The organism is Streptomyces sp. NPDC058653 (assembly GCF_042716895.1).
In the GTDB taxonomy this organism is placed as follows: domain Bacteria; phylum Actinomycetota; class Actinomycetes; order Streptomycetales; family Streptomycetaceae; genus Streptomyces.
Window position 1 is genome coordinate 267893 of sequence record NZ_JBHXRM010000002.1, and the last position, 14122, is coordinate 282014.

12 protein-coding genes are annotated in these 14122 nt (G+C 72.6%); 6 read left to right on the top strand and 6 right to left on the bottom strand.

Annotated features, from left to right (window positions below; genetic code table 11):
* Positions 1-18: 18 nt before the first annotated feature.
* On the top strand, positions 19-636 hold the full coding sequence (locus ACFWU9_RS02920; RefSeq protein WP_384314217.1) for a hypothetical protein: 618 nt from the start codon (positions 19-21) through the stop codon (positions 634-636).
* Positions 637-796: 160 nt separating this feature from the next.
* On the opposite strand, the gene ACFWU9_RS02925 is transcribed toward ACFWU9_RS02920, so the two are convergent.
* Complete coding sequence (locus tag ACFWU9_RS02925; RefSeq protein ID WP_384314219.1) at positions 797-1897, bottom strand: citrate synthase 2; 1101 nt, start codon at positions 1895-1897, stop codon at positions 797-799.
* A gap of 272 nt (positions 1898-2169) precedes the next feature.
* Between ACFWU9_RS02925 and pdxH the strand changes: the two genes are divergently transcribed.
* On the top strand, positions 2170-2793 hold the full coding sequence (pdxH, locus tag ACFWU9_RS02930; protein WP_384314412.1) for a pyridoxamine 5'-phosphate oxidase: 624 nt from the start codon (positions 2170-2172) through the stop codon (positions 2791-2793).
* Positions 2794-3195: 402 nt separating this feature from the next.
* Positions 3196-4635, top strand: coding sequence for a PAS domain-containing protein (locus ACFWU9_RS02935; RefSeq protein ID WP_384314221.1), 1440 nt, complete (start codon positions 3196-3198; stop codon positions 4633-4635).
* 362 nt (positions 4636-4997) lie between these two features.
* Here the strand turns inward: ACFWU9_RS02935 and ACFWU9_RS02940 are convergent, their stop codons facing one another.
* Positions 4998-5753, bottom strand: a complete 756-nt coding sequence (locus ACFWU9_RS02940) for an SIS domain-containing protein (RefSeq protein WP_384314223.1) — start codon at positions 5751-5753, stop codon at positions 4998-5000.
* A gap of 221 nt (positions 5754-5974) precedes the next feature.
* Here ACFWU9_RS02940 and ACFWU9_RS02945 point away from each other — a divergent pair, with 221 nt between their 5' ends.
* Together ACFWU9_RS02945 and ACFWU9_RS02950 are read left to right on the top strand one after the other, a co-directional pair.
* A complete protein-coding gene (locus ACFWU9_RS02945; protein WP_384314225.1) occupies positions 5975-6670 on the top strand; it encodes a metal-dependent transcriptional regulator in 696 nt (231 codons plus the stop codon).
* A 748-nt stretch (positions 6671-7418) separates the two neighbouring features.
* The gene (locus ACFWU9_RS02950) at positions 7419-8282 is read left to right on the top strand and encodes an alpha/beta fold hydrolase (protein WP_384314227.1); all 864 of its coding nucleotides are present in this window, start codon (positions 7419-7421) and stop codon (positions 8280-8282) included.
* An 82-nt stretch (positions 8283-8364) separates the two neighbouring features.
* On the opposite strand, the gene ACFWU9_RS02955 is transcribed toward ACFWU9_RS02950, so the two are convergent.
* From ACFWU9_RS02955 to ACFWU9_RS02970, 4 genes are all read right to left on the bottom strand, one after another.
* Positions 8365-8772, bottom strand: coding sequence for a PPOX class F420-dependent oxidoreductase (locus tag ACFWU9_RS02955; RefSeq protein WP_384314229.1), 408 nt, complete (start codon positions 8770-8772; stop codon positions 8365-8367).
* Between the two features lie 81 nt (positions 8773-8853).
* Positions 8854-10434, bottom strand: coding sequence for a transporter (locus ACFWU9_RS02960; RefSeq protein ID WP_384314415.1), 1581 nt, complete (start codon positions 10432-10434; stop codon positions 8854-8856).
* A 119-nt stretch (positions 10435-10553) separates the two neighbouring features.
* A complete protein-coding gene (locus ACFWU9_RS02965; protein WP_384314231.1) occupies positions 10554-11429 on the bottom strand; it encodes an ABC transporter ATP-binding protein in 876 nt (291 codons plus the stop codon).
* Between the two features lie 75 nt (positions 11430-11504).
* Entirely contained in the window at positions 11505-12200 is a 696-nt protein-coding gene (locus ACFWU9_RS02970) for a bifunctional DNA primase/polymerase (protein WP_384314233.1), read from the bottom strand.
* A gap of 309 nt (positions 12201-12509) precedes the next feature.
* Here ACFWU9_RS02970 and ACFWU9_RS02975 point away from each other — a divergent pair, with 309 nt between their 5' ends.
* Complete coding sequence (locus ACFWU9_RS02975) at positions 12510-13892, top strand: transcriptional regulator (RefSeq protein ID WP_384314235.1); 1383 nt, start codon at positions 12510-12512, stop codon at positions 13890-13892.
* Positions 13893-14122 lie beyond the last annotated feature (230 nt).

Genomic DNA, 14122 nt, shown 5'->3' on the forward strand with positions numbered 1-14122 from the left:
GGATGGGACTGGTGTGAAGTGAAGATCAAGGGTCGTCAACCGCGCGGTCGTTCATGGACGTCGGCGGTCGGGAACCGGCTCGCCGGTGCGGTGGGGGTGGTCGTGCTGCTGGTGACCGCTCTCACCGGCACGGCCGCCGGCCCGGTCGCCGCGGCGCCCCGGGCGGCTCCGGCCGCCGCCGACGCCCAGGCGGCCCCCGGATGGATCTGCCCCGGCACGCCCGTACCGGACGGCTATGTGATCACCCTCCGCGAGGCGAACGGCTGCAACGGCGCCGGCTCCTGGTTCATCCAGCCCGTGGCGAACGGGATCTGGGTCTGCGCCACCTCGCCGATCCCGCCCGGCTACTCGGTCACCATGCACGGCATCGGCTGCAACAGCAGCATCGACACCTGGTTCCTGGAGCTGGCCCGCGACTTCCAGTACGTCTGCGCGGGCTCGCCGATTCCCGCCGGTTATGTGCTCACCGGCCACCAGAGCGGTGGCTGCGGCGGCCTCGGCCTGTGGTTGCAGCAGGTGGCCCGCGCCGGCCTGTACATCTGCCCCGGTGTGCCCGTGCCGGCGGGCTTCCGCACCGCCGGGTACAACGCGAGCATGTGCAGCGGGCTCGGGGGCTGGTACCTGCTCAACGCCTGAGCCGCCTCGATGCGCTCCGATGCGCTCCGATCCGATGCGCTTCGATCCGCTCGGGTCCGCTCCGATCCGCTCGGTCCCCACGAGTCCGCTCCGGCCCTCCGGAAGGCACCGCCTGGCGCGGCGGTGCCTCCCGGCCGACGCGACCGGGGACGGCCCGTCGTCAGGACGCGATGTCGTCGTACCCCTCGATCTCGCGCGGGTCGCGCGGCCCCGGGCCCACGTACCGCGCCGAGGGCCGGACCAGCCGCCCCGTCCGCTTCTGCTCCAGGATGTGCGCCGACCAGCCCGCCGTACGCGCGCAGGTGAACATCGACGTGAACATGTTCGCGGGCACCTCGGCGAAGTCCAGCATGATCGCCGCCCAGAACTCCACGTTCGTCGCCAGCACCCGGTCCGGGCGGCGCGCGTGCAGCTCCTCCAGCGCCGCCTTCTCCAGCGCCTCGGCGACCTCGAAGCGCGGCGCGTCCAGCTCCTTGGCCGTACGCCGCAGCACCCGGGCGCGCGGGTCCTCCGCGCGGTACACGCGGTGGCCGAAGCCCATCAGCCGCTCGCCCTGGTCGAGCGCCTTCTTCACATAGGCCGTCGCGTCGCCCATCCGCTCGATCTCCTCGATCATGCCGAGGACACGGGACGGGGCGCCGCCGTGCAGCGGACCGGACATGGCGCCGACGGCTCCCGAGAGGGCCGCGGCGACGTCGGCGCCGGTCGAGGCGATGACGCGGGCGGTGAACGTGGACGCGTTCATGCCGTGCTCGGCCGCCGACGTCCAGTACGCGTCGACCGCCTTGACGTGCCGGGGGTCGGGCTCGCCGCGCCAGCGGATCATGAAGCGCTCGACGATGGACTCGGCCTTGTCGATCTCGCTCTGGGGCACCATCGGCACGCCCTGTCCGCGCGCCGACTGGGCCACGTACGACAGGGCCATGACCGCGGCCCGCGCCAGGTCGTCGCGGGCCGTGCGCTCATCGGTGTCGAGGAGCGGTTTGAGGCCCCAGACGGGGGCCAGCATCGCGAGCGCCGACTGCACGTCGACACGGACGTCGCCGGAGTGGACGGGGATGGGGAAGGGCTCGGCGGGCGGCAGGCCGGGGTTGAACGCGCCGTCGACGAGCAGGCCCCACACGTTCCCGTACGAGACGCGGCCGACCAGATCCTCGATGTCGACGCCCCGGTAGCGGAGGGCGCCGCCCTCCTTGTCCGGTTCGGCGATCTCCGTCTCGAAAGCGACGACTCCTTCGAGCCCTGGTACGAAATCGGACATCAGGCGGCTCCTCTGGTGTGACTGACGCGGAAGCGGTCGGCTGAACCGGACGACAGCTCACGGCCTACGGCCCGCCCGCCCGATGTCAGAAGTTGTCGGCGCCGATACGGATCCGCGGTCGTTCTCGTACGACTCGCGGTCCGGAACGGTCATCCGTTACCACCGTCCTGCCCAGCACGGACATCGAATCAACCATGCCACGGCTCCCGCATTGCGGGAGTATGGGTCGCGTGCCTCACACTCCTTCCCCCGAGACCCCAGACCCCGCCGTGATGCGCGAGCAGTACCGCGCCGCCGCCTTCCTGGAGACCGACCTCGCCGCCGAGCCGATGGACCAGTTCGCGAGCTGGTTCAAGGAGGCGGTGGCCGGTGGGCTGCACGAGCCCAACGCGATGGTCGTGTCCACCGCGACGCCCGACGGGCGCCCGTCCTCCCGCACGGTGCTGCTCAAGGCGTACGACGCGCGGGGCTTCGTTTTCTTCACCAACTACGGGTCCCGCAAGGGCCGCGAGATCGAGGCGAACCGTTACGTCGGCGTCCTCTTCCCCTGGCACCCGCTGGGACGCCAGGTCGTCGTGACCGGTACGGCGTCCCGGATCGGGCGCGGGGAGACGGCGGCGTACTTCCGCACCCGCCCGCACGGCTCCCAGCTCGGCGCCTGGGCGAGCGAGCAGTCCTCGCCGGTCGGCTCGCGCGCGGAGCTGCTGGAGCGGTACGAGGACCTGGCGGCCCGCTATCCGGCGGGGGAGCCGGTGCCGGTGCCGCCGTACTGGGGCGGCATACGGGTCGTCCCGGAGACGGTCGAGTTCTGGCAGGGCCACGAGAACCGGCTGCACGACCGGCTGCGGTACGTGGCCGAGGCGGGCGGCTGGCGGGTGGAGAGGCTCTGCCCGTAGGAACCGGGCCGGTAAGAACCGGGCCGGTAACCGCGCCCGTAAGACCCCCGCCCGGGAACGCAGACGACCCGCGTGCTCAGGTTCCTCCGAGGAGGAGCCGGCCGGACATACCGGCGAGCACGCGGGTCGGGTGACTGCTTGGATTGGGCCGGTGGTTCACCGGCACCGCACGAGTGCGACGACGGGCGTCAGCCCGCAGCCACCTCACTTGTCCGGATTGAAATCACTTCCGAACCACCTCCCTTCTAGTGTGCTCACCACCCTAGGAAGTGGTCCCGCGCCCCACAAGTGATTATTTGGATTTCCGCCGCACAACGATTTCGCGGAACAAGGTGTGTCTTGGGTCACCCTGGAGTTGAATGATCGTAGGTATGACCGAGCAGGCGGCAGGGGGTGCCACGGATGAGTGCTTCCCGGAGTGAGACCACTCGCCCGCCCGGCTCCGACGGACCGGAATCCGGCGCGGCCGAGGCGGCGGGCCCGGAGAGTGGGCCCGGCGCGGATCTGCTCGCGGCGCTGCTGGACGGGATGGACGCGGCGCTCTGCGCGTTCGACGCCGACGGCGTGATCACGCACTGGAACCGCGAGGCCGAGCGGATACTCGGCTGGACCGCCGACGAGGCGGTCGGGCGGCGCGGATTCGCCGGCTGGGCGGTGCGCAGTGCCGACGCCGACGAGGTGCACGGGCGCCTCATGTCGGCGATGGGCGTCCCGGGACGGCTGGTGCACGAGTTCGCGCTGCTGCGCAAGGACGGCAGCCGGGTGCTCGTACGGACACAGTCGGCCGGCGTGCGCGGGGCGGACGGCGGGCCCGCGGGGGTGTACTGCGCGTTCAGCGAGGTGCACGCGCAGATCGATCTCGAACGGTCCATCGCGCTGAGCGAGGCGCTCTTCGACGACGCGCTGTGGGGCGTGGTCCTGGTCGACGTGGATCTGCGTCCGACCGTCGTGAACGGGCATGCCGCGCGTGCGCTCGGCTCGGGCCGTACGGCGCTGCTCGGGCGGCCGCTCGGCGAGACCGTCGTGCAGGGGGTCGAGGAGCTGGAGGGCGCGCTCCACCACGTACTGGCCGAGGGGGCGCCGCGCTCGCTCGCCGAGCTGTGGGTGACGCTGCGCACGCAGGACGGGAGCGAGCGGCGGCGCTGCTGGCGCAGCGGCTTCGTCCGGCTGGCGTCCCCGCTCGCCGAGGAACCGGTGCCGCTGGGTGTCGGCTGGCTCTTCCAGGACGTCACGGAGGCGAGGCTGGCCGCGCAGGAGGCGGACAAGCTGCGCTTCCGCACCAGCCAGCTGCACCGCGCGGGGCGGGCCGCGGGGGAGTGCGAGGACCCGATGGAGGCGGCGCGGGTCTGTCTGGACTTCGCGCTCGTGGGCTTCGCGGACCACGCGCTGATCGATCTGGTCCTGGACGGGCCGGCGCCGGCCGCGCCCTACGGCGATGTGCCGCCGGCCCGGCTGGTGCGGGTGGCGGCGACGCCGGGCGGTTCGGCGGGGCCCTGTCTGCCGGTGGCGGCGGGCGGCATACCCGTGCGCTACCGGGACGGTCACCCGGCCCTCCAGGCGGTGGCCCGCACGGGCTCGGTACGCGCGAGCGCCCCCACGGGCGCCTCGACGACCCCGACCTGGTCGGTCTCCCGCCAGTGGCCCCCCGACTCCGTCCACGCACTCTGCACGGTGCTGCGAAGCCGGGGCAGGACGCTCGGCGTGGTCACCTTCCTTCGGGCCGCCACCCGCGCATCCTTCGAACGCCAGGACGCGGTGTACGCGGAGGACGTGACATCCCGGATGGCATTCTCCCTGGACCTCCTGTCCACGCTACCGACGCAGAACGAGACCGACGCCTGAGGCTCTGGGTGGCCGGAGGGGCCTGAGGGGCCTGAGGCGCCGGACCGCCGGGCGCTGAAGGCACCGCGTGGCTGGAGAACCAGCCAGGGGCCTGAAGGACCGCGCGGCCGGAGGCGCGGTTGGGCCCGAGGCCCCGGAGCGGCCGGAGCCCGGGGCGCCGCGTGGCCGGACGAACGGCTGGGGGCCGAGCCACCGGGTGGGCCGGGGGCGGCCCGGTGCCGGCGCCCCGGCTGGGGGTCCGAGTCACGGGCGCCGCCCGGCGCCCGAGCCACCGGGGTGGTCCGGCGCATGAGCCGGGGCCGGGCCGCCGCGTGGACGGGGCCCGAGTCGGCAGGTTGGGCAGGCCCGGCGCCCCCGGGGGTTCAGTGGCGGTAGAAGATGCGGTCGCCGTATTCCGTCATCACCCGGCGGTTCCACTCGTGGCCGCCGTCCACGTTGCCCGAGCGCAGCAGGGGCGGTTCGATGCCGCGGTCGACCAGGCCGCCCGCCGCCGTCGCCACCATCGCCTGCATCAGCGCGCTCGTCACGACCGTCGACGCCGGTGCGAACGGCGCCTCGATGCCGTCTGTCGACAGCTCCGCGTCGCCCACCGGGATCTTGCTGTCCAGGACGATGTCGCAGTGGTCCTTGAGGTAGGTCCCGGACGCGTGACGGGACTTCGTCTCCGTCGCGTACGCCACCGACGTCACCCCGATCACCTTCAGACCCAGCGCCCGCGCGTTCAGCGCCATCTCCACGGGGAGCGCGTTGCGCCCGGACAGCGAGATGATCACCAGGACGTCGCCGGACGTCGCGGGGCTGGAGTCCAGCACCGCGCTCGCGAGGCCGTCGACCCGCTCCAGCGCGGAGCCGAGTGTCGCGGGCATCACGTCGACGCCCATCACGCCCGGCACGTTGAGCAGATTCATGACGGCGAGACCGCCCGCACGGTAGACGACGTCCTGCGCGGCCAGCGACGAGTGCCCGGCGCCGAACGCGAAGACGCGGCCACCGGAGGCCACTGTCTCGGCGATCGCCTTCCCGGCCGCCTCGATGTTCGCGGCCTCCTCTTCGCTTACGCGCTCCAGCAGACCGATCGCGGCGCCGAAGAACTGACCGGCCAGCGTGCTCTCGCTCATCGAGAGACCTTCCGTAGGGGGTGGGAGAAGGGCGGAGAAGAAGACGGACAGGGCAGGGACCGCCCGTGCCGCGGATCACGTTGCGGTCTGGACCTTTACCGTGTCAATACGGCTTCGTCCTCGGCGGCCTCCCGCACGGCACGGTTGTCGGTGCGATGCGTCAGAATTGAGCGCGGGGCCTGCGCACGGTTGTTTTCATGTCACAGCATCGAGGGGCACGTATGTCCGGACTGATCGACACGACGGAGATGTATCTCCGCACCATCCTCGAACTGGAAGAGGAAGGTGTGGTCCCCATGCGCGCCCGGATCGCGGAGCGGCTGGATCAGAGCGGGCCCACGGTCAGCCAGACCGTGGCGCGCATGGAGCGGGACGGACTGGTCCAGGTCGCGGGCGACCGGCATCTGGAGCTGACGGAGGAAGGGCGCCGGCTGGCGACACGCGTGATGCGCAAGCACCGCCTCGCCGAGTGTCTGCTGGTCGACGTGATCGGCCTGGAGTGGGAGCAGGTGCACGCGGAGGCCTGCCGCTGGGAGCACGTGATGAGCGAGGCGGTCGAGCGCCGGGTGGTGGAGCTGCTGCGGCACCCGACGGAGTCGCCGTACGGGAACCCGATCCCGGGCCTGGAGGAGCTCGGCGAGCACGCCGAGGCCGACCCGTTCCTCGACGAGGGCATGGTGAGCCTGGCGGATCTGGACCCGGGCACCGAGGGCAAGACGGTCGTGGTGCGCCGGATCGGCGAGCCCATCCAGACCGACGCCCAGCTCATGTACACGCTGCGACGGGCCGGCGTACAGCCCGGCTCCGTGGTGAGCGTGACCCAGTCGCCGGTCGGCGGGGTGCTCGTGGGCAGCAGCGGAGAGGCCGCTGAGCTGGACTCCGAGGTCGCGTCGCACGTCTTCGTCGCCAAGCGCTGACGTCCCCCGGGGACCCTGGTCCCGGCCCCCGGACCCCGCCCCGGGTCCCCGGGGCGGGGGTCTTGGCATCCGGTGGTGACTGCGGAGAGTATTCCTTCGACAGCGGAGAATACGAAATCCCGGCGGAATGGCAGCGGGCGGGCGATTCGCGTGCCAGGCTGACTCGGGGGCATATGACCGAGGGGGCGTCGTGCGGGTCGGGCCGAGCCCGGCAGGATCCACACGGCACCCGCCGGGAGAGTCCTCCGGTCGGGGCGGATCGGGGAGCGGTGCGAGGGACCACGACCCGGCGGACCCGGGAGACACCCCCTGGAGTCCGAGGGCAGCGGGCGCGGAGCATTCTTCGCGGCCGAGGAGGGAGCGGGGCTGTGTGCCTGACGCTTGTCGCTGTGCCTGCCGCTGTGGCCGCTTCGATGCCTGCCGCGCGCCGCGCCCGGCCCTGCCCTGACGGCAAGGGCCCCGGCGCCTCGCGGCGCCGGGGCCTGTCCTCCCCATTTCCGACCCGGAGCCCCGAGCTCCCAGGGTCGGTCCCCACGGACCCTCATCCCCGAGTGGTCCGCCTCCCGCAGAAGATCTCCCCCGCGTCGCTCGGGACAACCGTTGACCATGGTCACTCGTACGAGCGGTGTTGGGCGCGGCAGCCAAGTTTTCGAATAGGAGTTCGATAGTCTGGCGCGACCGAACGGCACGGAATCGGGCCGGTGCCATCGGACTCGACCACTCAGGACCGAAGGGGGTGCCAGGGCACATGGTGCAGCGCATCGATGTGAGCGGATTCGACGGGCTGCCGCTCGCAGCCTGGGAGTTCACCGACAAGCCCACGGAGCGGGGCGAGACCGGGAGCACTCCGGGAGTGCTGCTGCTCCACGGCCTGATGGGCCGCGCCACGCACTGGGCCCCCACCGCGCGCTGGCTCTCCGGGCGCCATCGGACCGTCGCGCTCGACCAGCGGGGCCACGGCCTCAGCGCCAAGCCTGCCGACGCGTCGTACACCCGTGAGGCGTACGTGTCGGACGCCGAGGCCGTGATAGAGCAGCTCGGCCTCGCCCCGGTCACCCTCGTCGGTCACGCCATGGGCGCGCTCACCGCCTGGCAACTGGCCGCGAAGCGGCCCGACCTGGTCGGCGCGCTGGTCATCAGCGACATGCGGGCGTCCGCGCTCGGGGCGGCGTCGCAGCGTCAGTGGGACGACTGGTTCGACTCCTGGCCCGTGCCGTTCGCCACGCTCGCCGACGTACGGAAGTGGTTCGGCGAGGACGATCCCTGGCTGGAGCGGCCGAATCCGGGCCGGGGCGAGTTCTTCGCCGAGGTGATGACCGAGCGGGCCGACGGCTGGTGGCCGGTCTTCTCCCGCAGCCAGATGCTCAGCTCACGTGCCACCTGGGTCTACGACGCGCACTGGGAGGAGCTGGCGCAGGTCCGCTGTCCCACGCTGGTCGTGCGGGGCCTGGACGGCGAGTTGGGCCGCGCGGAGGCGCAGGAGATGGTGCGGGTCCTGCCGCGCGGGCAGTACGCGGAGGTGGACGACGCCGGTCATCTCGTGCACTACGACCAGCCGGAGGCCTGGCGCGCCGCGATAGAGCCGTTCCTGGACGGCGCGTTGACGCCGTAGCGCGTGCGTCCGGCGACGCCCGGCCCGCATCGTTTGGGACCGGGCGATTTGGATGATTCAGACGTTCGGACGATTCGGACGTTCAGACCGCCCTGCCCGTGAGCCGCAGCGGGGTGACGCGGATCGTGACGCGTACGACCTCGGGCGGCAGGTCCAGATACGTCCGGCCGGCGCCGGGCCCCTCGTACTTCTCGGCGAGCGCGACGGCCGTCCGTCTGCCGATGTCCTCGGTCACGGTGGCCGTGCCGCGTACCTCGACGTAACTCTGCGGGTCGGCCTGGTCGAACACGCAGACGCTGACCCGGGGTTCGGCGGCGAGGTTCGTCACCTTGCGCCGCCCGGCCCGCGAGGAGATGACCAGCTCGTCGCCGTCGGTGCCGACCCAGACCACGGAGGTCTGGGGGCTGCCGTCCGGGTTGATCGTGGACAGGACGGCGGGGTTGCGGCCGTCGAGGACCTTCCGGGCGGCAGCGCTGAGTGTGACAGTCATACCGGCGAGCCTATGGCCTCCCCGCCGGACAGGACCGGGGAGGAGCGGCTGCCCGCTCACGCCCCCGGCCCGGCCCGCCCCTCAGCCCTTGCTCACCGCCGTCAGGATCTCCGGCAGGTTCGATGCCGTTCGTGGCGCGGCCAGCCGGACCCCCGCCCACGCGATCCCCGCGCCGTACGCCGTACCCACCGGCAGCAGCAGCCACGTCCAGGCGTTCGCGCCCGAGACGTGCAGGGCGATCGTCAGGCCGATCACCGGGGCGCACAACAGCGCCCCCGCGACCATGCCGCCGAGGATGGAGATCCACGCCAGCCCCGCCTGCCCGGGGGCCACGTTCTTGTACGCGCTGTCCTGCGGGATCGAGTACGGGAAACGCGCCGACGCCAGCGCGCCCGTCGCCATCATCGCGCCCAGCAGCGCGAAGGAGAGCCCGAGCGCCTCCGGCAGCGCCTGCCAGTCGCCGAGCAGCCCGGCCGTGAGGACCGTCACCAGCGCCGAGTACGGCAGCGTGATCACCAGCAGGGCGTACGCCCGCGCCCGCAGTTCCAGATACGCGTCACGCGTCGAGGAGATCGTCAGGGCCACCATCCAGAACGCGGAGGTGTCCTGCCCGAACTGGTTGTACATCTGGATGCCGAGCATCCCCGCCGCGAAGCAGGAGAGATAGATCGAGCCGTTGCCCTGAAGGGCGTTCACCAGCGGCACGATCAGTCCGACCGCCAGCGAAGTGACCCACGCCGCCTTGGTCTTGGGGTCGCGCCACACGTACCGCAGGCTGCGCAGCATCACCGCGCCCGTGCGCCCGTCGGGCAGCAGCCCGCCGAGCCCGGACCCCGACTCCTTGCGGGCCGGTCCCGCGGACGCGGTGATCGTCGAGCCGTCCGGGGCGGTCATCAGCCTCACCAGCGACCGGCGCCACCAGTACAGGAGAGCCGCCAGCGCGGCCAGCGACAGCAGCAATTGGGGCACCGCCCGCCCGTACGCGCCCTCGCTCACCGAGTCCACCGCGCCGATCGCGGACGCGGGCGGCAGCCACCGCAGGACGTCCGCCACCGGTTCGAGCGCCGAGAGCCCGCCCGCCTCACCGAGCCGCTGTACGCCGAAGTTGACGAACTGGATACCGACGGCGATCACCAGACCGCTCAGCAGCGCCAGGTCCCGGCCCTTGCGCGAGGTCAGCAGCCGGATGTTCGCGGCGGCCACGGCCCGCGACAGCGCCACGCACACCAGCAGCGCCAGCGGTACGACGAGGACCGACACCACCACGGCGGCGGCCCCGTGCGCCACGGCGATCGCCGAGCCGAGCACCAGACAGAGCGTGAACAGCGGCCCGATCCCCACCAGGGACGCGGCCAGCAGCGCGCCGATCAGCGCCTGGGGCCGCAGCGGCAGCATCACCAGCCGGCTCGGGTCGAGCGTCTCGTCCCCGCTGGGGAAGAAGAGCGGCAGCATCGCCCAGCCGAGGGCCATCAGCGCGGTCAGTACGACGACGAGGGTGGCCGCGTCGTCGTTCCCGCGCAGCAGGACCAGGCCGAGCAACTGGCCGGCGGCGATGAGGAGCGCGAAGACGACGGAGGCCACGTACGCGGCGGTACGGCCCGTGGACTGCCGCAGCCCGTTGCGCAGCAGCGACAGCTTCAGCCGTACGAAGACGGGCGCCAGCGCGCGGGTCCCGAGGGTGACGACCGGCGTCGTACCGGAGCCGACGGGCCCGGCCGGTCCGGCGGGACCCGTGGCGCCGGCGGGACCGGCCGGACCCACCGCGTCCGACAGGCCCGCGCTCACCGGGCACCGCCCAGCCAGTCCAGGGACTCACCGGTGTCGCGGCCCTGCGCGCCGACCAGTTCGAGGAACGCGTTCTGGAGCGACGGCGCGTCGCCCCGTACCTCCGCGAGCGTCCCCTGCGCGCGGATCCGGCCCGCCGCCATCACCGCGACCCAGTCGCACAGCGACTCGACCAGCTCCATCACATGGCTGGAGAAGACGACGGTCGCGCCGGACTCGGTGTAGCGCTCCAGGACGCCGCGGATCGTCTGCGCCGACACCGGGTCGACGCCCTCGAACGGCTCGTCCAGGAAGAGGACTTCGGGATTGTGCAGCAGCGCCGCCGCGAGCCCGATCTTCTTGCGCATACCGGTCGAGTAGTCCACCACCAGCTTGTGCTGCGAGCCCGACAGGTCCAGTACGTCGAGGAGCTGCGTCGCGCGCTTGTCGACCTCGTCACCGGGCAGCCCCCGCAGCCGGCCGGTGTATCCGAGGAGTTCGCGCCCGGACAGCCGCTCGAAGAGCCGGAGCCCCTCGGGCAGTACGCCGATCCTGGCCTTGACGGCCGCCGGGTCGCCCCAGACGTCGTGGCCGGCGACCTGGACCCGGCCCATGTCCGGCCGCAGCAGGCCGGTCACCATGGAGAGCGTGGTCGTCTTGCCCGCGCCGTTCGGGCCGACGAGACCCACGAACTGGCCCGCCGGCAGGTCGAGATCGATCCCCGCGACGGCGACCTGCTCACCGAAGCGCTTCCACAGGCCCTCCACACGCACGGCGGGCGGGGCGGCCGTACGCGCCCCGCCCGCCGCACCCACGGCGTCCGCCGCCCCCGGCGCCGCCCGCTCCGTTCGTCCTGTCCGCTCCGCCGCTCGGTCCGGTACGTGATCCGGCATGCCGCACTGCCCTTCAGGTGTCCCTTTTCGAGGTGTCGAGAAGTCCCACCATAAGACCGCGCCCCCCGGGGCTCCTCAGGGTCGAAGGGCGCGCGCCGCCGCCGCGTCCCGCCCGCACGCGTACGCCAGCGGGCTGATCAGCTCCTCGACATCGGGCAGCCAGCGGTTCGCCGGGGTGGGCCGCCGGGCCCACTGCACCGCGCCGACGCCACCGACCCGGGTGGGCGGCGCGGCCACGTACCGCGCCTCGCCGAGCGCCAGCAGATCGATCGCCGACGCCGACCAGCCCAGCTTCCTGACGAGGTCGCCGACCTTCAGCGAGCCGCCGGGCAGGACGAAGAAGAGCATCCGGCGGGTGGGGGTGCAGGTGACCGGGCCGAGCGCCATCCCCATCCGCTCCATCCGCGCGAGCGCCAGGAACCCCGCCGACTCCGGGACGTCCAGGGCGTCGAACGTGCGGCCCGTCGGCAGCAGGATCGAGGCGCGGGGCTGCTTCGACCACAGTCTGCGGGCGGCGACCCCGCTGCCGGTCGCCTGTGCCGCCCAGTCGGGGCGGGTGGGATGCGCCCCCGGAGCCGGGCAGTCGGAGCGGTCGCAGGAGCAGCGCTCGTGGCCGCCCACCGCCTCCAGCCAGGTGCCGGGGAACACGTCCCAGTGCCGTTCCTCCGCGTACCGCACGGCGGTGTCGAGCAGCAGGTCGCCCCGCTGCTTGGGGATCTGCGCGGCGTCCGTGACGCCCGTCACTCCGATGGTCTTGTCCACGGAGAGCACAACTCCCGCCCGCAGCTCGGGTTACGGGCGCCCGGGGCCGTTGCCGAAGAGGCTCGATCACGCACGCGGGGCGCACTGATGCATGGGCGGGGGCGCGCACGAGGTTGCGGCGCGTAGATGGGTAACCACATTCGGTGACCGAGGGTTGCCATCAGGGAGGCGTGAGGCGAGTCACACACCTCGACGCCGAGCGGGGGGCGTTTCCCAGAAGTTACCGAAGATTGCTGATTTCGACCATCGCACGCATTCACGGCATAACTGCCGGGCAGTGATCACTCCGTCGATCACTGCGGCCACAGGGGGTATCCATTGGCAGCCAGGCCTCTCGTCGCCCGACAGCCGAACGAACGGTTGCAAACACTCATCCAGGAAGCCGGCTGTTCCAACGCCGGCCTCGCCCGTCGGGTCAACATGGTCGGGACCGAGCGCGGTCTCGACCTCCGCTACGACAAGACATCCGTGGCGCGCTGGCTGCGCGGGCAGCAGCCGCGCGGCCGGGCCCCGGGCATCATCGCCGAGGCGCTCGGCCGCAAGCTGGGGCGCACGGTCACCATCGACGAGCTCGGGATGGCCAACGGCAAGAATCTCGCCTCCGGCATCGGCCTCCAGTTCTCGCCGACCGTCGTCGGCGCGATCGAGCAGGTCTGCGAGTTGTGGCGCAGCGACGTGGGCCGGCGGGACTTCCTCTCCGGATCGGCGGTGGCCTCGTCGGCGCTCGTCGAGCCGAGCAGGGACTGGCTGATCACGGGCGCCGACGCGTCGGTGGCGCGCAACACCGGCGCGCGGGTGGGGGATTCGGACGTCGCGGCGGTCGCCGCCATGACCGAGGCCCTGGTCGACCTGGACCACCGCTACGGCAGCGGCCATGTCCGCCCGGTCGTCGTGCACTATCTGAACAGCGTGGTGTCCGGCCTGCTCTCGGGTTCGTACCGGGAGGCGGTCGGCCGCAGGCTCTTCGCCAACGTCGCCCGGCTCACCGAGCTGGCGGGGTACATGGCGGTGGACACCGGCCAGCCGGGGCTCGCCCAGCGGTACTACATCCAGGCCCTGCGGCTCGCCCAGGCCGCGGGGGACCGGGGGTACGGCGGCTATGTGCTGGCCGCGTCCATGAGCCATCTCGCGGCCCAGCTCGGGAACCCGCGCGAGATCGCCCAGTTGGCGCGGGCCGCGCAGGAGGGCGCGCGCGGACAGGTCACCCCGAGGGCGCAGGCCATGTTCCTGGCCGCCGAGGCCCGGGGGCACGCGCTGATGGGTGACGCCGGCCAGTGCCACGCGGTCGCGGGCCGGGCGCTCACCGCGCTGGAGCACGCGGATCCGGAGACCGACGACGACCCGGTGTGGATCGCGCACTTCGACCACGCCTATCTCGCCGACGAGTTGGCCCACTGCTACCGCGATCTGGGACAGCCCGAGGCGGCGGCGCGCCACGCGTCCGACTCGCTGGCGGGACACCCCGAGACCCGGTCCAGGCGGCGGGCGATCGGCCTCGTCCTGCTGGCCACCGCCCAGGTCCAGCAGCGTGAGGTGGAGGAGGCCTGCCGCACGGGCATGCGCGCGGCGGAGCTGCTCGCCACGTTGCGCTCCAGCAGGGGGGCGGAGTATCTCGAAGACCTCCAGCAGCGGTTGGAGCCGTACGGCTCGGAGCCGGCGGTACGGGAGTTCAGCGCCCGGCTGGAGATGCAGGCCGCGTGACACGGCTTTGCTACAACTTCCGCCCGGGGCGGGGGAGGTGGCGCTGCCGTGCCGCAGTCGTACGGCCACCGTGCGGAGTTGGCGCGGTGGCCGGCGGGGCGGGGTGTGCCCCTGGCGCGGCTCCGTGACCGGGACGGATGGGGGGTGGGACCGGTCGCGGGGCCGGCGGGACACGCGTGTCCGATTGGTCGCCGACGCCGGGAAGCTGTCTTGAACAGGGGGGTTGTGAC